Annotated in this window: 21 protein-coding genes; 7 read left to right on the forward strand and 14 right to left on the reverse strand. The window is 51.6% G+C overall.

The annotated features are described in order from the left end of the window. Positions 1 to 24 precede the first annotated feature (24 nt). Positions 25 to 1,485, reverse strand: coding sequence for a PTS cellobiose/arbutin/salicin transporter subunit IIBC (gene ascF, locus AACH44_RS10725; protein WP_261849566.1), 1,461 nt, complete (start codon positions 1,483 to 1,485; stop codon positions 25 to 27). 352 nt (positions 1,486 to 1,837) lie between these two features. Between ascF and AACH44_RS10730 the strand changes: the two genes are divergently transcribed. Beyond that, a complete protein-coding gene (locus tag AACH44_RS10730) occupies positions 1,838 to 2,863 on the forward strand; it encodes a LacI family DNA-binding transcriptional regulator (RefSeq protein WP_261849567.1) in 1,026 nt (341 codons plus the stop codon). A gap of 240 nt (positions 2,864 to 3,103) precedes the next feature. Then, on the forward strand, positions 3,104 to 3,400 hold the full coding sequence (locus AACH44_RS10735) for a chorismate mutase (protein ID WP_261849568.1): 297 nt from the start codon (positions 3,104 to 3,106) through the stop codon (positions 3,398 to 3,400). A gap of 257 nt (positions 3,401 to 3,657) precedes the next feature. On the opposite strand, the gene AACH44_RS10740 is transcribed toward AACH44_RS10735, so the two are convergent. The 12 genes from AACH44_RS10740 to AACH44_RS10800 form a co-directional block, all read right to left on the reverse strand. Continuing rightward, entirely contained in the window at positions 3,658 to 4,020 is a 363-nt protein-coding gene (locus AACH44_RS10740) for a DUF202 domain-containing protein (RefSeq protein ID WP_261849570.1), read from the reverse strand. Beyond that, the gene (locus tag AACH44_RS10745; protein ID WP_261849571.1) at positions 4,010 to 4,357 is read right to left on the reverse strand and encodes a YidH family protein; all 348 of its coding nucleotides are present in this window, start codon (positions 4,355 to 4,357) and stop codon (positions 4,010 to 4,012) included. The genes AACH44_RS10740 and AACH44_RS10745 overlap by 11 nt, the downstream gene beginning before the upstream one ends. Positions 4,358 to 4,606: 249 nt before the next feature. Next, entirely contained in the window at positions 4,607 to 4,807 is a 201-nt protein-coding gene (locus AACH44_RS10750; protein ID WP_261849572.1) for an endonuclease/exonuclease/phosphatase family protein, read from the reverse strand. Between the two features lie 2 nt (positions 4,808 to 4,809). Then, positions 4,810 to 4,944 (reverse strand): hypothetical protein, encoded by a 135-nt coding sequence (locus AACH44_RS10755; protein ID WP_261849573.1) that lies wholly within the window; start codon positions 4,942 to 4,944, stop codon positions 4,810 to 4,812. A gap of 22 nt (positions 4,945 to 4,966) precedes the next feature. Continuing rightward, positions 4,967 to 5,662, reverse strand: coding sequence for a sugar-binding protein (locus AACH44_RS10760; RefSeq protein WP_261849574.1), 696 nt, complete (start codon positions 5,660 to 5,662; stop codon positions 4,967 to 4,969). Between the two features lie 2 nt (positions 5,663 to 5,664). Next, on the reverse strand, positions 5,665 to 6,516 hold the full coding sequence (locus tag AACH44_RS10765; RefSeq protein ID WP_261849575.1) for a MurR/RpiR family transcriptional regulator: 852 nt from the start codon (positions 6,514 to 6,516) through the stop codon (positions 5,665 to 5,667). A 12-nt stretch (positions 6,517 to 6,528) separates the two neighbouring features. After that, positions 6,529 to 7,881 carry a PTS transporter subunit EIIC gene (locus AACH44_RS10770; protein ID WP_261849576.1) on the reverse strand — a complete coding sequence of 451 codons (1,353 nt, stop codon included), beginning with the start codon at positions 7,879 to 7,881 and terminating at the stop codon, positions 6,529 to 6,531. Continuing rightward, complete coding sequence (murQ, locus tag AACH44_RS10775) at positions 7,871 to 8,785, reverse strand: N-acetylmuramic acid 6-phosphate etherase (protein ID WP_261849577.1); 915 nt, start codon at positions 8,783 to 8,785, stop codon at positions 7,871 to 7,873. The genes AACH44_RS10770 and murQ overlap by 11 nt, the downstream gene beginning before the upstream one ends. A gap of 407 nt (positions 8,786 to 9,192) precedes the next feature. Continuing rightward, positions 9,193 to 9,975 carry a hypothetical protein gene (locus AACH44_RS10785; protein ID WP_261849578.1) on the reverse strand — a complete coding sequence of 261 codons (783 nt, stop codon included), beginning with the start codon at positions 9,973 to 9,975 and terminating at the stop codon, positions 9,193 to 9,195. Positions 9,976 to 10,222: 247 nt separating this feature from the next. Then, entirely contained in the window at positions 10,223 to 10,450 is a 228-nt protein-coding gene (locus AACH44_RS10790; RefSeq protein WP_261849579.1) for a hypothetical protein, read from the reverse strand. Between the two features lie 183 nt (positions 10,451 to 10,633). Next, on the reverse strand, positions 10,634 to 11,140 hold the full coding sequence (locus AACH44_RS10795; RefSeq protein ID WP_261849580.1) for a ClbS/DfsB family four-helix bundle protein: 507 nt from the start codon (positions 11,138 to 11,140) through the stop codon (positions 10,634 to 10,636). Positions 11,141 to 11,204: 64 nt separating this feature from the next. After that, positions 11,205 to 12,191 (reverse strand): LLM class flavin-dependent oxidoreductase, encoded by a 987-nt coding sequence (locus tag AACH44_RS10800; RefSeq protein WP_261849581.1) that lies wholly within the window; start codon positions 12,189 to 12,191, stop codon positions 11,205 to 11,207. A 268-nt stretch (positions 12,192 to 12,459) separates the two neighbouring features. Between AACH44_RS10800 and AACH44_RS10805 the strand changes: the two genes are divergently transcribed. After that, a complete protein-coding gene (locus tag AACH44_RS10805) occupies positions 12,460 to 13,656 on the forward strand; it encodes a M20 peptidase aminoacylase family protein (RefSeq protein WP_261849582.1) in 1,197 nt (398 codons plus the stop codon). A 212-nt stretch (positions 13,657 to 13,868) separates the two neighbouring features. On the opposite strand, the gene AACH44_RS10810 is transcribed toward AACH44_RS10805, so the two are convergent. Continuing rightward, positions 13,869 to 14,414: a flavin reductase gene (locus AACH44_RS10810; protein WP_261849583.1), complete on the reverse strand. Its 546-nt coding sequence runs from the start codon at positions 14,412 to 14,414 to the stop codon at positions 13,869 to 13,871. A 278-nt stretch (positions 14,415 to 14,692) separates the two neighbouring features. Between AACH44_RS10810 and AACH44_RS10815 the strand changes: the two genes are divergently transcribed. The 4 genes from AACH44_RS10815 (at position 14,693) to AACH44_RS10830 (ending at position 18,668) form a co-directional block, all read left to right on the forward strand. After that, entirely contained in the window at positions 14,693 to 16,021 is a 1,329-nt protein-coding gene (locus tag AACH44_RS10815) for an LLM class flavin-dependent oxidoreductase (RefSeq protein ID WP_261849584.1), read from the forward strand. A gap of 22 nt (positions 16,022 to 16,043) precedes the next feature. Further along, entirely contained in the window at positions 16,044 to 16,979 is a 936-nt protein-coding gene (locus AACH44_RS10820; RefSeq protein WP_261849585.1) for an ABC transporter substrate-binding protein, read from the forward strand. 68 nt (positions 16,980 to 17,047) lie between these two features. Then, complete coding sequence (locus AACH44_RS10825) at positions 17,048 to 18,028, forward strand: ABC transporter substrate-binding protein (RefSeq protein WP_261849586.1); 981 nt, start codon at positions 17,048 to 17,050, stop codon at positions 18,026 to 18,028. Between the two features lie 85 nt (positions 18,029 to 18,113). Beyond that, on the forward strand, positions 18,114 to 18,668 hold the full coding sequence (locus AACH44_RS10830) for a GNAT family N-acetyltransferase (protein WP_261849587.1): 555 nt from the start codon (positions 18,114 to 18,116) through the stop codon (positions 18,666 to 18,668). The last annotated feature ends 55 nt before the right edge of the window (positions 18,669 to 18,723 follow it).

An 18,723-nucleotide genomic window follows, 5' to 3' on the forward strand; every position in this document is an offset into this window, starting at 1 on the left:
TACTTCAGCTAATTAATGCTTCATTTAATTCGTGTTCGCTGCGTGCTGCGGCGCGGAAGCCTTGTCGCTCTGTACGCGTTTCTCTTCCGGTTGTTCTTCTACCGGGATGTCTTCAAAGCCCAGCAACAAGGTGACGAAGAAGGAAATCACGACGGACAGAATCATAACGCCGAATACCCAGGCAATGCTCATCGGGTTGGCAGGGTCGAAGAACTGTACGCTGGTGAACAGCCCCGGCGAGGCCATTGAATGGCTTGCCAGACCGCCGATCCCAGCAACGGCACCACAAATAAAACCGGTAATTAAACAGGCGATCAGCGGACGCTTCAAACGTAAAGCCACACCGTATAACGCGGGTTCAGAGATCCCGGCAACAATAGCCGATGCCGCCGCAGCCAGCGCCGTTTGGCGCAGTTCCGGATTTTTGGTGCGCCACGCGACGGCCAGTGAAGAACCACCCAGCGACAGGTTCGCACCGATTTCAGACGGCATCACCATACCTTCTTTACCCGTCTCAGCGATGGTTTGAATGATCGTCGGCGTAAACACACGGTGCATACCTGTCATCACCAGCAGCGGCCAGATAGCGCCCATGATGGCAACGGACAGCCAGCCCAGATAATCATGCACGGTGTACACCACCGCAGAAATGCCGCTACCAATCCAGATCCCAATCGGGCCGATCAGCATGATGGCAATCGGGGAGGCAATCAGCACGATTAACATCGGCTTCAGGAAGTTTTTGGTCACCGCTGGCGTAATGCGGTCTACCCATTTTTCAATGTAAGACAGAATCCAGGTCATACACAGCGCCGGAATCACGGTGTAGGTATACTTTACCGCCGTGACGGAAAGCCCCATAAATACCACCTGCTGACCCTGTGCCGCTTTTGCCATCAGATCGATAAACGTCGGATGCACCAGCACCCCAGCGATGGCAATTGCCAGCGACATATTGGTTTTGAATTTTACCGCCGCAGACGCCGCCACCATGATCGGCAGGAAGAAGAACGCGCCGTCACCAATCACGTTCAGAATCGTGATCGTCGAGGCACCCTTTTCAAACAGCCCAGTCATGTCGAGGATCATAGCGAGCAATTTCACCATCGAGCCACCGATAATCGCCGGAATGAGCGGTGACATCGTGCCAATCAGCGCATCCAGAATGCCCGCGCCAATACGTCGCAGCGTAATTTTATTGTTCACTGGCTCGGCTTTTTCAACCTCAACGCCTTCTGGCAGTAATTTCACCACTTCAGCGTAGGCCTGAGAAACCGTGTTGCCGATGATGACCTGACACTGATTATCGTTTTTCACGACACCCAACACGCCGCTGATGGCCTTCAGTTCAGCTACATTCGCCGCATCATTATCTTTCAGCACAAAGCGCAGACGCGTCATACAGTGCGTCACGGCAGCGATGTTATCAGCCCCCCCGATGGCATCGACAATCGAACGGGATACAGCCGCATAATTCTTTGACATGGATAGACAATCTCTCGTAATCGCGCACGTTACACCTGTTTCAACAAATCGCTCACCGCGAACTCATTGTTTAGCAAATGCATATTTATTATTCAATTTCATACAGTTATGAACGTATTCATGCCGGTATCCCTGCTTCATGCAGCGTGATGAAATACTGATAGGTAACCGGTTCCACATGATAGTGTTTATATGTGAATGTAATTTCAATATTTTTGTTATTAATATTTTACTTATGTGATCACGATCGCCACAAATGGTGATACCTGTCCCACTCTCGTCGGTTCTGTCCTTATCACCCAGCGTCTGCCAGTGTAAAATGGTCACCGTGTTCAACGTGTCAGGATGCTCCATGTCGACAATGCAGGAAGTGGCGAAGAAAGCAGGCGTATCAAAAGCGACGGTATCGCGCGTGCTATCGGGCAAAGGCTATACCAGTGAAGAAACCAAAGCGCTGGTCTATCAGGCCATTGAGGAGACGGGATATCGGCCAAATTTACTGGCGCGGAATCTGGCGACCAGCAAATCAGCCTGCATCGGTTTGGTGGTGACCAACACGCTCTATAACGGCAGCTACTTTAACGAACTGCTGTCACAGGCCGCTAAGAAGCTGGAAGACAACGGGCGTCAGTTGATTCTGGTCGACGGCAAACACAGCGCCGATGAAGAAAGAGCCGCGATTCAATTCCTGCTGGGGTTACGTTGTGATGCGATCATCATCTATCCCCGTTTTCTCAACGTGGATGAAATGGACGACATCATCGAGAAACACAAGCAGCCGATCATGGTGGTCAACCGTAAACTGCGTAAACACCAGAGCCACTGCATCTGCTGCGATCACCAAGGTTCCAGCTATAACGCCACGCAGCATCTGATCGCACGCGGCCATAGAGATATCGCTTTTATCACCGGTTCGCTGGATTCGCCAACGGCTATCGAACGCCTTTCCGGCTATAAAGATGCCCTGACGGCGGCCAATATTGCGGTACGGGACGAGCTGATTGTGAAAGGAAAATGGACACCGCGCAGCGGATCGCTCGCCATTAACGCCCTGCGCGATAGCCGGGTCTCGTTCAGCGCTGTTCTCGCCAGCAATGACGATATGGCAATTGGTGCGATAAAAGCGCTGGATGACGCTGGCGTTGCCGTACCGCATGAGGTTTCTGTCGTCGGGTTCGACGATATCCCCACCGCGCCGTTTTTGAAGCCGTCTCTCTCCAGCGTTAAAGATCCAGTAAGCGATATGATCAACGAAGTCATTAACCGGCTGATCGCGATGCTGGACGGCGGCTACTTCTCGAAAGAAAATCTGTTCTTGTCGGAATTGCAGGTCAGAGATTCCATTCAGAACGGGCCGTACGGTAACCCGCCCATTTGATCGTCATCCCGATAACAGAAACGAATCGCGGGCAGAACACCATCAAATCTGACAGGCTGCATTGAGCGAGGAGCGAACTTCAGCCTCACAAATTCATCACTATATCAATAGCAGCGAGCTTCTGGATAAGTTTTACTTCACATATCGTCCTCTCAGCCAGTACCTTTCAGGTTCAAAACTGTATTTAATCGAAATTTTATGTAAGCTAACACACTCGCGTACTAGTCAGATGGAATGAAGATGAAATTTTTGTCAATTGATGATGTTAGAAATCGAATCGATCAAATTGATCGTGAACTGGTTAAGATGATCGCGCAACGCAGCGAATGTGTTAAAGCTGCTGCAGCTTTCAAAATTGACCACTCAGCCGTTCGCGCTCCAGACCGCGTCCAACAGGTAATCGACAAAGTATGTAAACAGGCAACTGAAGCAGGACTTCCCGAAGTGATTATCGAAAAGGTCTATCGGACGATGATCGGTGCGTTTATCGATTATGAACTTGAGCAACACGACCAACTGCGACAGGAAAAACGCTGACATCGTGCGCCAACATACCATTCAGCTTCTCACAATTACTGTAGCGGGTGATATCATCACTGTTAACCAGGGGGAAGTTCACGGCGGGGAATTTACTCTGCCTGTAACGACTAATGCCTGCATAGCAGAAAATTTTAACCAATTATATCACGCCATTATCAGTGGTGATGCAGCCATTATTGTACGTTAAGCCTGTTTTTTGAACAGACGACTCCCTGTTACAGGCTGGTTCAATTTGACCATGACCTGACATCCTGTCATGCAAAACTCCCGATAAATACGATAAACTGGCGAATGTGCGTAACAGCAAACAGTATTGCGAGGGATAACACCGCGAGGGAAATCATAAGTTTGTCACATACTACGCGAGATTGAGAAAAATCGTAATGCACCACATCCAGCAAATTTCGGCTACGGGTATAGCACCAGAGAATGGTAGCAACCGCAACCAGCACGGCAATAGAGACCCAGAACAGAGCCCCAGCCTGAGGCCAGTTATGTTTTAACGCCAGCGCCATCAGTGCACCATATCCCAGCAGGGTACGAAACCAGGCCAGTGACGTGCGCTCCGGTTGAAGCCCCGGATCGGTGATACGGCGCGCTTTACGGCTATCCGGCATATAGCACCAACGCCATCACAATCATCGCCACGATCATCAAAATCAGGCTGATTACCAAAAGGCTGTGAGTGTATGGCAGGTCCTCCTTCAATCGCATTGCCTTTTCATTACGTAACCAGCGCAGATAGCCATAAATCGCCAGACCACCGGCAAACAGACACAGCAATAGTGCCAGCAATTCGCGAATAACTGGGGTGGCAAAGTCCGGAGCTAGTTGATCCAGCCCCACACCCGCAGCCAGAAATCCAAGCGCGGTGCGGATCCAAGCCAGAAAGGTACGTTCATTTGCCAGTGAGAAACGGTAATCCGGTGCTTCTCCGAGGCGGGAAATCTTCATCAGGACTCCTTTTCACTGTCGCAGTTTTGTGACTTTCAGAACTGCGAACGTCTAACTGCTGATATACCCTGCGTCATCCAGCACAGGGAGGTCAGAGGGACATCAGTAGCTCACTGGGAATGCTTTTCGGCGCTATTGTGCTGATTCTCGGCATTTTCCTTTCGGCCCTTTCTCCACCCCACCGCTCACACCTGATTCATTCCCAGCGGGTTAAATTCTGATTGGGCAGGTTTGGAGCCTGGCATGCCGCTATTTCAGCGTCAGCTTGGCAATCAGCGGATAGTGATCCGACAGTGTCGAGCGGATCGATTTCACATCCGAGATCTCAATATTTTTTGAAACAATAATATTGTCGATGCTGAATACCTTCATCATCGGATCTTTCTCGTGAAAGGTATCAATCCAGCCAGCCTCGCCACCGTTCGCCTGCCAGTAATTTGCTCTGAACATATTCAGTTCGTGGTTATTCTGGTCGGCATTGGTGTCATATTATCTACTGGCTGGCTTTGAGCAGGGAGTGTATAAAGCGCGGCACTGAGTACGCCGGAGATCAGCACAGCGGTGTTAAGCTTCTTTGTTTTTTTCATGATGTGCTCCTTACAGGAAAATTTATTTCACCAATGAACAGGTGCCAAAAGCGGAAGGAATATGAAAATCGGGCTTCGCAGAATCCGGTTTGACCCAACTTATCCACTCCCGTTTTTGCCCACCCTGTCCGTCAGCGCTGAATTCCCCACGCATAATGGCGCACATCAGGGTTTTACGGTCTTTGTCCTGCCAGAGTTTAAGTGTATCCAGCTCTTTGATATCCACTTTTCCCACGACCCGATAGCCATTGGGCATCGGACTGGCGACAATTTTCAGCGATTGCCAGTTCCATGTCTGGTCGACTTTACGATAGAACTCAGCCTTTGCGTCAAACACCCGGCCTCGTGAGTCCATCTCTGCGGTGTAGTAAGGCTGCAAGGCTTGGCCGGTGGAGAAAAAAAGCTCCACCCGGTCGGAGGCCAGCACAGCTTCATCCTTATCCGGCTGGTTGCCTGCCTGGACATCATGATCCTCGACGTCAAAGCGGAACCAGATGGCCTCTGGCGTCCAGAGAGCGCGAAACTCAGTTTTCGGCGCCGGAGCATTTTTCCACGGGAAACTAAAGTCCGTCAGCACATTAGCCTTCGTCCACACACTCTCCTGTGCGGCATCCTGCAATGAATGAATGCTGTCGGTATAGACGATGGCATAGTTTTTAGCCTGGCAAACACCCGCTACGAGCAGCAGTGTCGCGCCGAGATACAGTCCACACTTCATTGTTAACCTCGCTTTTGCTGATGCCTGTCTACAGCGCTCATGGCGGTTTGCATGCTGTCATGAGAGATCAGGCTATTGATTTTGAAAAAAAGAACATCAAAGGCAATCATCTGTAAGATCTGCGGCGTCACCATACCCAGCTTTTCATGGGCTTCGGTGTAGCTGTATGCGATAACGTGTTCCGCCAGCGCGCCAGCCCTGTTTTTGCCGTAGCGGGTCAGGGCAATAGTCTGCGCACCGTTGTCGCGGGCAAGGTTCAGCGCCTCTATCACCTCTTCACTCTCACCTCGGGCCGAAATAGCCAGCAGCACATCACCAGGGCACAGGAGCGACGCCTGTACCAGTTGGGTGTGATAGTCATAGTTAAACAACACGTTCAGACCGCAGCGAATAAGCTTGTGGTTCATATCGAGCGCAATAAAGGCGGAGGAGCCTATTCCCACAAGCACAATCCTGCGGGCGTTAACCAGTAGCTGCGCACAGGTGTCTATCACTTCAGGTTCAATCAAATCCAGCGACTGCTCTATCTTGCTGGTGAAAAGTCGCTTCGATTTCGCCACGATTTGCGCGGTACTGTCCCCGACCTCAATCCCCTCATAGATCTCCTGCCTGACTGCAGCGCTGTCAGGCTTTGCGGCGGCTAACTGCAGCTTCAGGTCGGGGAAACCCTTGCAGCCCAGCGCTCTGGCATAGCGAATCACCGTGGAGTCACTGATCTCCAGAGCCTGCGCCACGCGCGTGGCACTCATCGCGGAGAGGTCAAACCCCTGCTCAATGATAAAGGTCGATATTGCCCGCTCGCCGGGCTTTCCGGTATGCACCAACGCCCTGATTTTGCTGATAACAGTTTCCATAAATCTCCCGAATTACTCTGTTGGGTCGGTAAAGCCCAGCAGCATAGCCGCGATAAAACCGACGATCCAGGCGCAGCCTACCGCCAACAGGAAAGGCAGGATCTGGCCCGGCCCCACAAGTGGCAACAGCGATAACCCGGCAGTACCGAACGGGATAATGATGCCAATCTTGCAGGCCGCAATAACCGCACCACCCGCAGCGCCGCCGATGCAGCCTGCGATAAAGGGCTTACCCAGCGGCAGCGACACGCCAAACAGCAACGGCTCACCGACGCCGATAATCCCCACTGGCAGCGCACCGGCGATGGTTTTTTTCAGGCGTGGATTTTTCGTCTTCAGATAGACATAAGCGGCAGCCCCCACCTGCCCCATCCCGCCCATAGCCAGGATCGGGAAAAGGTAATTGAGACCAAAGGTGTCAAGAATCTGAGCGTGGATCGGGATCAGCCCCTGATGCAACCCAGTCAGCAACAGGAGCAGGAACCCGCCGCCCAGCACCGCGCCGACAATCACCGATGCCGCTGAGTGGTTGAGCAAGGCCAGCGAAACCAAATTACCCAGCCAGAGGTTGACCGCATGGGCCGCAGGCTGCAGAACCAGTAGCGCCACTATCGAAGAGATCATAATCGTCACCATCGGGGTCAAGATCAGATCAAGACTCTCTTTGCACCAGTTGCGAAACCAGAGTTCGAACTTCGCCGCAAACGCGCATACCAGCAGCACGGCAAAAATGCCTCCGCCACCCGGTGTCAGGGCAAAACCGACCAGCTTAATACCCGCCAGATCCGGAGCGGTAAGGATTGCCGCCATAACCGCACCAATCGCCGGGGAGGCCTGTAACTCTTTCGAGGTGTTCATGCCAATCATTACGGCCAGTACAGCGAAGACCGCTTTGCCGATAACGGTGAACAGCGTGAACAGCTCCTGATGGCTGGTCACCAAACCCGGAAACAGCAGCTTCACGACGTTGATCAGGCCCAAGATCAGACCACAACCAATCAGCGCCGGGATCGTTGGAACAAAAATCGCCGCCAGGGTGTTAAGTGCCCGGCGTACGGAAAAAGGTTTCCTCTCCGCTGATGCCGCTGGGGCGGAGTCCGACCCGCCACGCCTCTTATTGAGCACTCCCGCAACTTTCGCAGCCGTACCCATCCCGACAATAATCTGAAACTGCTCGCCTGCATCCACTACGCCTTTGACGCCCTCGGTTTTACGCAGCGCGTCGGCATTAAACTGTGTGCGATCGGCCAGCACGATGCGTACCCGGGTCATACAGTTCGTCAGCGTGACGACGTTACCAAAACCGCCAATATTCTGCTCAATGGCATCCGCTACCGCTTCCAGGTGCTCTATCTTATTCGCCATATTTCCCTCCGGCCCCTAGCTGTGATGTTAACGTACGAAATGGCTCTGCGGCTCGGGTCAGCGCCTCTTCAGGGGTCAGGTTCAGTAGCTGGCGCAGCACCGCCGCACGCACGCTGTACCCTACCGATTGCAGCAGGGCTCTGGCGCCCGGCTCGTCAATGGAGCAAATCTGACACACCATATATTCCGCGCGACGGTAGAGTTTTTCGTTAGACACCTCCACATCGATCATGAAATTGCCATGCACCTTGCCTAGCTGTGTCATTACGGCGGTGCTAATCATCCCGAGCAGCATCTTTTGTGCCGAACCACTCTTCATGCGGGTCGAACCGGAGAGCACCTCCGCTCCCACGTCCGGCGCGATGGCAATATCAGCCTGCTGCGAAATAGCGCTGAGGCCGCGAGTGGTAAGGGCGATGGTTTTAGCCCCCACCTCTTGGGCATAGTCGAGGGCTGCCAGCACGAACGGCGTGCGACCGCTGGCGACAATACCCAGCACCACGTCCTCCGCTACCAGTTTTCGGCTGTGTAGTGCTGCTACTGCGGCAGAGCGATCATCTTCAACGTTCTCCACGGCGCGTAGCATGGCGTCCATCCCCCCCGCGATCACCGCCTGAATCAGCTCAGGATCGGTGCCGAACGTGGGCGGACACTCAGCGGAGTCCAGCACCCCAAGGCGTCCACTGGTACCCGCCCCGACATAAAAGAGCCGACCGCCCTTTTTCATCTGCGCCGTAATCAGGCGCACTGCGGTTTCCACCTGAGGTAAAACCTGGCTAATTGCCTGCGGAACGCAAGCATCGTGTTGATTAAGCAGCACCAGCATATCCGGCAACGGCAAATCCGCGAGATTGGCGGTGTCGCTATTCTGTTCCTGGCTAATGGTCTGAGAGAGTGTATCCATGATGGCCGGGTTTCCTTGGGATGTTGTTATTCGATATATTAATAACTAAAAAATGTCGATAGGCAACATTTTAGTCATGGGGGTGTGATTGTGAGCGGAAAACTAACGATCTGCGCGACGAGAATTTACTGCCAGCCGTAGCGGCGAAGTTCGAACTCTGGTTTCGCAACTGGTGCAAAGAGAGTCTTGATCTGATCCTGACCCGATGGGAAAAGAAGTCTGAAAATTACAAGGCCATGTTGCATTTTGCCTGTGGTTTTATCGTCAGGAATAAAACCCTATTGAGATAGGAGCGGAAGTTGCCTGTACTCTAATCGGCCAAGAGCCTGATTAGCAAATCAAAAGAATGGCTGGCGATTCACAACAGATAAACCGATCGACGTGATTCAGTCAGGCGTGTTCGACTGTCATTTTACGCTATTGACGTAACGAACCATGCCCTGGAGCAATTGCGCAAACCGATGTGATTCATAATTACCCTCACTTGGCACCATCCAAACGCTGTTGACCTCAAGTTGGATCGTTGGTACGCCATGTGCTGCGCCGAACTTTGTGACGGTTTCATTCTTGGAAGCGGCAAAATAGTTGTTTGAGTAATTGGAAATACCTTCATTTCGCAATGAGGCGATGAGTTCGGTCACCAGTTCGTCTTTACCCAGCAGAGATTTTCCCTTCATGGTTCCGATATCAACATCATAGGGTCGGTAAGGGTGGCTGCCGTGGATATCAATAATGAGTTTCGGCTTTTGTGATTTTATTAATTCGGCTAGCCTCGCTTTATAATCATTATTATCGTAGTAGTTGGGGTCTGAAGGAGAGGCTTTTGTTGTATAGATGACCGTCGAACCCGTCAGTTTTCCCAACATGATTGCCAGAGCTGCCGTTCCCCCTCCATCAGAGAAACGATATTTTCCATCCCGAAATGGTTCGGTAGCATGGGTGGCGCTAATGATAATGGGCTCTTGCCCTAAGATGACGTTAAACCATTTTTCCCCCTCTTTTGGTTCAACATCGCTATTTTTATCTGCATCCTTTTGATAAACGATTGCTTCGTTGATCTGTTCAGGCGTGAGCAATGCTTTTTCGAAATGGCTATTACCCTGATTCAACGAGCATGCCGATGCTGAAAAAACAAATAGTGCAATAACAGTAAATCTTCTTATTAATGCAATATTAACTAATTTCTTCATCTGTTATCTCTCATAGAAATATTTGCCATTCCAATGCTCATGGAAACACAAAAGCGACGAAATTTAGGAAGCCTACACACTAATAAACACGCGATTAAACCGACTATCCCTAGCGTAATGACTACTATAGAAGATGCTTTTTGAAGAGGATTTGATGCAAATAAAGTAAGAAAAAAAGGGCAACACACGCACCGAAAACGATTGTTTACAGTACGTGATTGCCCATTTTTATCCGCTTGATATCGTCTTAAACGTAAACATTAAGCTGGTTATTTGCCGTTGGGCGATTAATCCCATCGGCGATGGGTGGCTTAAATACGGAACCGCTATTTTCGTACGTTGTTCGAGTTCGGGTAGACGCGTCCTGATTAGGGTAACCAGACAATTGCGACGAGCGGGAAATGCCTTGGACATGATCGGGTTTGTCAGGCATGGAGTAATATGACACTGGAGAAACCAGGTTGAGACCCATCATTTTTCTTTCCCCCTATCTATCTCATCTGCCAGTAAAACTTATCTTGCTTATTACTGAGTATAGAACAGCCAAACAGGGGGAGTATGTAAGGTTTTGTCTGAAAAAACATCGCTAACACTGCCCCCATAAGAGGGAAATAAGCGCCAAACTCAGCAATGCATTTTTTTATTCGATATCAAACTGTTAGTTGCCTTTCTCCCACGCGCCCAGCCGCCCAGCCGCATTTTTATAAGGCGAAGCGGTATTAAACTGAATCATCCGCCCACGCGTCCATTTACCGTACCAACATTCACCATAGAGCTGTGCATCGGTATAGCGTTCAACCAGCGCGATGAGCGCCTGCTTATTCGCGACAAGCCGCGTGACCAGCTCCGCCCAGTCTGTAATATGGGCGTAGTCCCGATAGAATTTTTGTGCCAGCAGGCCAAGCTGATTCCATTTATAACCAGCCGCAGGGAAATCGATAGGTTTGCCCTGCTCTTCGTCCTCATGCCATTTCAGCACCAAATTTCCCCAACCCAGTAAGTACGCCACCAGATTGGCGGGGCTCATCTGCGTTCCCTGCGCATGTCCCACCATCTCCGGTGAGAAGGCGCGTTCAGCAGATACTGCATCGATTTTCTTCATTAATAACGCAAACTGGCTGTTAATCGCTTTAATCAAGGCTTCCTTACTCTCCGGCACTGCCATCGCATAACCTCCGTTTTTATTCCAGATAGACCTAGATTATAGCCTGCGATACTGCGCGGTGTTGTCATTGCTCGCGTTGCGCCAACAGCCGGATCGATGCCTCACGTTCGCGTGGAGACGTCACGGGCGTATGGATGATGAATTCATCGACCCCAAAGCGCTGATGATAACTCTCCAGACGCTGATGAATCTGCTCCGGCGTGCCGTAAAGCACATTACGTGGTTCTTGCTCGATACGGAAATCCGTCGCACCCGACTGCCGAACGAAATTGTCTGCCTGCTCCTGACTACCTACCGTCAGCGGCGGTTTGTTTTCAATATAAACCTTATAGTTATGCTGTGTGCTGGCCAGCGCCTCCGCCTCTTCATAACGTTTCGCGGCAATCACTGACAGCGACAGCAGCGTCTGGGCGCTGGCGGGCTTCAATTCCCGATAGCTCTGGAGTGATTCCGTTAACAGTGCTTCGCTGGCGTTAATAAACCCTGCGAATACAAAACTCCAGCCTAGCGATGCGGCTAACTGTGCACTCTCTTGACTGGCACCCAACAGAAAACGCTGCGGCGTATGCTCCGGCAACGGCGTCGCATTCAGGCGTTCGGCCGTCTCGTCACGGCTGTCGAGAAAATGGTTTAGCTGATGTAGCTTCTCCGTAAAGGCAACCCGTTGCGTCTCAACGATCTCCTGTTGTAGCGCCCGTGTTGCCAGCGGCAGTCCACCCGGTGCTTTACCGATGCCCAAATCCACACGTCCCCCCGCCAACGCGCTAATGACGTGGAAATTCTCTGCAACCTTATACGGGCTGTAGTGCTGTAACATTACGCCGCCAGAACCGATGCGCAGCGTTGTGGTGTGCGCTAACAGCCAGGTGATCAAAACCTCGGGAGACGACCCGGCCAATTCATCAGAATTATGATGCTCGGAAACCCAAAAGCGATAATAGCCCAGTGCTTCCGCCACTTTCGCTAACGACACGGTTTGCACCAACGCCTGCGCCGCATTCATTCCTTCAGCGATAGGGCTTTGATCCAATAAACTGAGCTTATACCCCACGATGTTTCCTTATTTTTAGCGACTTTCCGTTAACACTATTCATAGCAATAAATAGCCATCACAAAAAAATAGAATAAGAAGAATGTTGCATAAAAGTGTGAAAAATAAATATCAATAATGAATTTTGTTAGCAGAAATATTCATAATAAATAAATACAAAAAAGCACCATCATAAAAAGACATGAAATATAACCAGACGGTATTTATCCATTGAGTTGCTATCGGCTACCTTTATCATGTTTACGTTTTGTTAAGGAGGTGTATTGATATGGCTGAATCTATCCCCTGTTGTGATACGTCATTTGAGCAACAGTTAATTAACTGGCGACGGCACTTGCATCAGTACCCGGAATTATCCAATCAGGAACACCAAACCACCGCGCACATTACCCGCTGGCTACAAGAGAAAGACATCCGTCTGTTACCTCTGGCGTTAACCACTGGCGCCGTTGCCGAAATTGGTCACGGCAGCGGCCCAACCATTGCGCTGCGTGCCGATATTGATGCACTGCCGATTGAAGAAGGGGTCGATGTCGATTTCCGTTCCCAGCATGCTGGCGTTATGCATGCCTGTGGCCACGATTTCCATACCGCCGTCATGCTCGGCGCTGCTTGCCTGCTGAAAAAGCGTGAGCATGTCTTACCGGGCAAAGTCAGGTTATTTTTCCAACCCGCAGAAGAAGTGTCTACCGGAGCCAGACAGTTCATCCGCGCAGGAGCACTCGCCGATGTCGCTGCCGTTTTCGGCCTGCATAATGCGCCAGAACTGCCAGCAGGCACCTTCGCCACGCGCAGCGGCCCGTTTTATGCCAATGTGGACCGCTTCGCCATTCACATTACGGGCAAAGGCGCACATGCCGCTAAACCGGAACAGGGTATCGACAGCATCGTCACCGCCTGCAATATCGTCAATGCGCTGCAAACGCTGCCCAGCCGCAGCTTCAGTTCACTGGAGTCGCTGGTGATTAGCGTCACGCGCATTCAAGGTGGCAACACCTGGAACGTACTACCGCAAACGGTAGAACTGGAAGGCACGGTACGCACCTATAATGCCGCGATCCGTGCGGAAATACCGGAGCGAATTGAGCAATTGATTAGCGGTATTGCTCTCGCGCTGGGCGCGAAAGCGGAACTGAAATGGTATCCCGGCCCGCCTGCGGTCGTGAACACCAGTGAATGGGCAGACTTCAGCAAGCAAATTGCCCGAGACGCAGGCTATCAGGTAGAAAACGCTGAATTGCAAATGAGCGGCGAGGATTTTGCCCTTTACCTTCAGGAAGTGCCGGGCACGTTCGTCAGCATTGGCTCAAACAGCGAATTTGGCCTGCACCATCCTCAGTTCAACCCAGATGAAAGCGCCATTGCACCTGCATCACGCTACTTTGCACAGTTAGCTGAAGCCGCACTGCATCGCCTGCGCACCACGAAAACCACCTCACCACAGGCCGTACTGTCCTCATCGTAATATTTTGATCTACAAATACAATCATCTACAAATACAATCATCTACAAATACAACCACCTCCGCACGATCAATTCGGCGGAGGTGGTTGATTACATCAATCCAATATTAGGAGAGACACGGGGATGAGGTTCCCACAAGGATGCTTCACCCCGTGGTTGCTCCGGGTATCTCGATCGTCAAACGAGCGGCATTAGGTGAGAAAGCGGTATCGATTAACCGCGAACAGCGTGATAACCACGGGAAAAATACACCAGACCATCGGTACTTTCACCCTGCTTAATCGCTAACACCCGGCAAATAAAGATATCGTGCGTCGCCGCACTCACCACTTCCTCAACCCGGCAGTCAAACGCAACCAAGGCGTCCTGCAATACGGGGGAACCTGTGTGTAATACGTCCCACTCTGCCGCCGCAAACCGTTCTTCAGTAGGCGACCGGCTGCCAAACAGCGACGACAGCGCTTCGTGATGTGCCGCTAGCGTATTGACGCAGAGATATTCATTCGCCTGAAATGTGGGATACACCGATGAGCCACGATTCAGACACACCAGCAGCGTGCCAGGGGTGTCACTGACGCTGGACACGGCGGATGCCGTAAACCCGGCCTTACCCGCTGGGCCATCGGTGGTAACGATATTAACCGCGGCGCTCAGCTTTGCCATGGCATCGCGAAACGCCTGCTGGTCAACGGCAATAACCGCCGCAGAGGGAACAACACCATTCACGGTCAGGTGTCGTTCAGCTGTCAAGTCAGACATGAAATTTTATCCTTTAGGTACGGCGAGAGACATAGCTATTAACATCATACTAACAAAATAAGCCGTGCCATCATCTGAAATTTTTGAATTTCATTATACATTTTTGTTGTTTTACATCCCCTCCCACCTCATCAATAGTGAAAACATGCTATTAACGCCCTATTAACCTTTCATCGAATGCGTGAATATCTATTGATGACTTATTAATTGATAGTTGGTTTATTGATGGATTTTTCATCTTCATGAAAGTCTATTTGCTGAATAAAAGGTTTCTAATAATGAGTGAAAAACAAACATCATCAAAACGGCAATTAAGGCTGGGTTTAATATTACAAGGTGCGGCAGGAAATATGTCAGCGTGGCGACATAAAAACGTCGTGCCAGATGCCAGTATTAATTTTGGTTTTGTTCTGGATGCGGTGAAAAAAGCCGAACAAGGTAAATTCGACTTTGTCTTCGTGGCCGACGGGTTGTATATCAATGAAAAATCCATCCCTCACTTTCTCAACCGTTTCGAACCACTAACGCTGCTCTCCGCACTGGCTACCGTCACCAGCCATATTGGCCTGGTCGGCACACTGTCGACATCGTATTCCGAGCCCTTTACCACTGCCCGACAGTTTTCTAGCCTCGATCATCTGAGCAACGGCCGCGCGGGCTGGAACGTGGTGACATCACCACTAGAAGGGTCAGCGAAAAATTTTTCCCGCGCTCAGCACCCGGAACATGCGCTGCGCTACCGCATTGCCGATGAATTTCTTCAGGTGGCGAAAGGACTGTGGGACTCCTGGGAAGACGATGCTTTTATACGTGATAAAGCCAGTGGACAGTTCTTCAATCCTGAGAAGTTACACACGCTGAATCATCAGGGGGAATTTTTCTCGGTACAGGGGCCGCTGAATATTGGTCGCTCTGCACAGGGTCGCCCGATTGTGTTCCAGGCGGGCGCGTCTGAAGACGGCCAAAAACTGGCTGCCAAACACGCCGATGCCATCTTCACCCATCAACATACGCTGGAGGACTCGCAGCGCTATTACCGTGAGGTAAAACAGAAGCTGGAAGCAAACGGTCGCCGAGCGGATCAGTTACACGTTTTTCAGGGCGTCAGCGTCATTGTCGGTAACGATGCGGAGGACGTCGAGCGCCAGTATCAGGAAACGGCGCAATTGGTAACAATTGAAGATGCCCTTAATTATCTGGGTCGCTATTTTGAACACTACGACTTCTCACAACATCCGCTGGATGAGCCCTTCCCCGATATCGGCGATCTGGGGAAAAACAGTTTCCGCAGCACCACCGATGAAATTAAACGTAACGCGCAGGAAAAAGGTTTAACGCTACGGCAGGTTGCACTGGAAGCCGCATCACCGCGTCCGGTCTTCAGCGGTACGCCTGAGCAGGTGGCGAATGGCTTACAGCTCTGGTTTGAAAACGACGCCGCAGACGGCTTCATTATTCAGGGCGGCACGCCGGATACACTCAATCATTTTGTCGATCGCGTCGTTCCTCTGTTGCAGCAGCGCGGCCTGTTCCGTCAGGAGTATGCTGGCTACACGCTACGGGAAAATCTGGCGCTGGACTATCCAGTGAATCAATTCACGCGCTAATTCGCGCAACAGGAGATTCACCGTGAAGCATCCCCCTTTTATTGCCGTAACCAGTCTGGCAACGCTACTCAGCGCCACGCTGGCAATCAGTGCGCAAGCGCAAGACACCGGATTCGTCAGCCGTATCGATCTTAAGGCCAACCAGACGCCCATTCGTACGGAGAAAAATGCCGAGGCTATTGCGCAAATTCCGGCTGATTTCAAATTTGTGACGCCAGGTAAACTGACGGTTACCGTCTCGGCGCTCAGCTCACCGCCGCTGTCGTTGTTGGCTGACGACAACAAAACGATTGTCGGCAGCGACGCCGACATCGCGCGACTGGTGGCCGACAGCCTCGGGCTGGAACTCAAACTGGTTCCTGCTTCCTGGGAGGACTGGCCGCTGGGTATCACTGCGGGGAAATACGATGCCGCTATTTTTAATATCGCGGTGACGAAACCGCGCAAAGAGAAGTTCGATTTCGCGACCTACCGTATTGATACGCTGGGTTTTTACGTGAAGTCGACCAGCAAGATTACGTCGATCAACAAGCCAGAAGACGTGGCGGGTCTGAAAGTGATTGTCGGTTCCGGCACCAATCAGGAAAACATTCTGCTGGGTTGGGATCGGCAAAATCGTGCCAACGGCCTTCCCCCCGTACAGCCCGTTTACGTCACCGACGATGCCGCCGCCAATCTAAGCATTCAGTCTGGGCGCGTCGATGCATTTTTTGGCCCCCACTCTATCGGGGCTTATAAAACAGCGCTGACGGGCAAGACACGCATGGTGGGCAAAGGTCCAACGGTCGCTTACGTCGCCGTCACCACGCAGAAAGGCAACGGGCTGGCACTGCCAATCAGTACCGCTATCAATGGTGTGATCCACAACGGTAGCTATGCGCAAGTACTGGATCGCTGGGGTGAAGACGATGAAAAGATCACGCAGTCCGTAGTCAATCCACCGGGTATCGGCGATTGAGTAAAAGCGACACACGAAAAAAGTGACGGCGTCACAATTATATCTAATCATCTGCAAGGGAAAAATAGATGCAAAAAGAGATCGCCCACACCATCGCACATTCGGTCGCAACACCTCGCGTGCGCCCATCGATTTTGACAACGCTACTGGCGGGATCGCTACTGCTCGGCACGCTCGCCACTACAAGCGTACAGGCTGCCATCGACCTTAAAGCCAATCATCAGCCAATCCATGCGCCAAAGAATGCTGAAGCTATCGCACAGATTCCAGCTGATTTTAAATTTGTCACGCCGGGTAAATTCACCGTCGCCATCGCCACACTGGGATCGTCACCACCGCTGGCCTTTCTGGCCGACAACAACAAAACCGTGGTGGGCAGCGAGCCGGATATCGCCCGGCTGGTGGCAGACAGCCTTGGGCTGGAACTGAACATTGTCCCTACCTCGTGGGAAGACTGGCCGCTCGGTGTGGCCTCCGGTAAATATGACGCCGCTATCATCAACATTACCGTCACCAAAGAGCGTAAAGAAAAGTTCGATTTCGCCACTTATCGCATCGATTCACTCGGTTTCTATGTGAAATCCACCAGTAAGATTCAATCCATTAAAGAAGCGAAAGACATCGCCGGGCTGAAGATTATCGTCGGCTCAGGCACCAATCAGGAAGCGGTGCTGCTGGCGTGGGATAAACAAAATCGCGCCAACGGCCTGCCCGCCTTTCTGCCGATCTATGTCACGGATGATGCCGCCGCCAACCTCAGCCTGCAATCCGGCCGTTCCGATGCCTATTTCGGCCCCAACGTGATCGGGGCATACAAGGCAGAGCTGACTGGCAAAGTTAAGCATGTCGGTACCGTGAATGGCGGTTACCCCAACGTCGCACATATCGCGGTCACCACGCGCAAAGGCAGCGGGCTGGTACAGCCGATTAATACCGCGCTGAACGGCGTGATTAAAAGCGGTGAATACGACAAGGTGCTGAACCGCTGGGGAGAAAGTATCGAACGTATCGACCATTCAGAAATCAATCCGCCAGGACTGGGCGATTAATCCCGCTCAATGGCTATCGGGATGCCATGAGCGAAACACGATGGTTACCGATAGCCCCAATACGCAAATGAATCAGGAGCATCCTATGTCCGACGATATTTTCATTGTTACCCAGCCCGAAGACCCTATCGTGGCTCCTATTATTGACGGCCTGTTCGCGGAATATGCGCAGCGTTATGGCGATTTTTTTGGTGAGCGGGAAAGTGATCCACCGGGTATCTACCAGCAGCCACACGGCATTTTCATTGCGCTACTGCGTCGGAGCGTACCAATTGCCACTGGGGCGTTTAAACGCTATGACAGCACCACCGCTGAAATTAAGCGAGTATGGACGGATAACTCGCTGCGCCGTCAGGGGTTAGCAGGGAAAGTAATGCAAGAACTGGAGCAACATGCCCGCCGACTAGGCTATCAGCATTTTTTCCTGACGACGGGATTCCGTCAGCCCGAAGCGGTGCGTTTATACCTGAGTCACGGGTATACCCCTCAGTTCGATACCACCGTCGATCCAGCGACTTACAGCATTCCGCCTTACGACGGACGTTTACCGTTTAAAAAAGCGCTGTTCGAAACGGCAACGCGACAGACTGCGTGGCAAACGGAAGTCGAGCTTATCGCCCGCCATTTGAAAGTGTGTTGACCCGTATGCACAGGTAATAACCCGATGGACTAACCACAAGACGACATTCTTTAGC

Origin of the sequence: Pectobacterium araliae, assembly GCF_037076465.1 — a bacterium.
In the GTDB taxonomy this organism is placed as follows: domain Bacteria; phylum Pseudomonadota; class Gammaproteobacteria; order Enterobacterales; family Enterobacteriaceae; genus Pectobacterium; species Pectobacterium araliae.

Bases quoted from the DNA above. Each gene is read 5' to 3' on its own strand.
- ascF (WP_261849566.1), bottom strand. From the start codon at position 1,485: ATGTCAAAGAATTATGCGGCTGTATCCCGTTCGATTGTCGATGCCATC.
- AACH44_RS10730 (WP_261849567.1), top strand. From the start codon at position 1,838: ATGTCGACAATGCAGGAAGTGGCGAAGAAAGCAGGCGTATCAAAAGCG.
- AACH44_RS10735 (WP_261849568.1), top strand. From the start codon at position 3,104: ATGAAATTTTTGTCAATTGATGATGTTAGAAATCGAATCGATCAAATT.
- AACH44_RS10740 (WP_261849570.1), bottom strand. From the start codon at position 4,020: ATGCCGGATAGCCGTAAAGCGCGCCGTATCACCGATCCGGGGCTTCAA.
- AACH44_RS10745 (WP_261849571.1), bottom strand. From the start codon at position 4,357: ATGAAGATTTCCCGCCTCGGAGAAGCACCGGATTACCGTTTCTCACTG.
- AACH44_RS10750 (WP_261849572.1), bottom strand. From the start codon at position 4,807: ATGTTCAGAGCAAATTACTGGCAGGCGAACGGTGGCGAGGCTGGCTGG.
- AACH44_RS10755 (WP_261849573.1), bottom strand. From the start codon at position 4,944: ATGAAAAAAACAAAGAAGCTTAACACCGCTGTGCTGATCTCCGGCGTA.
- AACH44_RS10760 (WP_261849574.1), bottom strand. From the start codon at position 5,662: ATGAAGTGTGGACTGTATCTCGGCGCGACACTGCTGCTCGTAGCGGGT.
- AACH44_RS10765 (WP_261849575.1), bottom strand. From the start codon at position 6,516: ATGGAAACTGTTATCAGCAAAATCAGGGCGTTGGTGCATACCGGAAAG.
- AACH44_RS10770 (WP_261849576.1), bottom strand. From the start codon at position 7,881: ATGGCGAATAAGATAGAGCACCTGGAAGCGGTAGCGGATGCCATTGAG.
- murQ (WP_261849577.1), bottom strand. From the start codon at position 8,785: ATGGATACACTCTCTCAGACCATTAGCCAGGAACAGAATAGCGACACC.
- AACH44_RS10785 (WP_261849578.1), bottom strand. From the start codon at position 9,975: ATGAAGAAATTAGTTAATATTGCATTAATAAGAAGATTTACTGTTATT.
- AACH44_RS10790 (WP_261849579.1), bottom strand. From the start codon at position 10,450: ATGATGGGTCTCAACCTGGTTTCTCCAGTGTCATATTACTCCATGCCT.
- AACH44_RS10795 (WP_261849580.1), bottom strand. From the start codon at position 11,140: ATGGCAGTGCCGGAGAGTAAGGAAGCCTTGATTAAAGCGATTAACAGC.
- AACH44_RS10805 (WP_261849582.1), top strand. From the start codon at position 12,460: ATGGCTGAATCTATCCCCTGTTGTGATACGTCATTTGAGCAACAGTTA.
- AACH44_RS10810 (WP_261849583.1), bottom strand. From the start codon at position 14,414: ATGTCTGACTTGACAGCTGAACGACACCTGACCGTGAATGGTGTTGTT.
- AACH44_RS10815 (WP_261849584.1), top strand. From the start codon at position 14,693: ATGAGTGAAAAACAAACATCATCAAAACGGCAATTAAGGCTGGGTTTA.
- AACH44_RS10825 (WP_261849586.1), top strand. From the start codon at position 17,048: ATGCAAAAAGAGATCGCCCACACCATCGCACATTCGGTCGCAACACCT.
- AACH44_RS10830 (WP_261849587.1), top strand. From the start codon at position 18,114: ATGTCCGACGATATTTTCATTGTTACCCAGCCCGAAGACCCTATCGTG.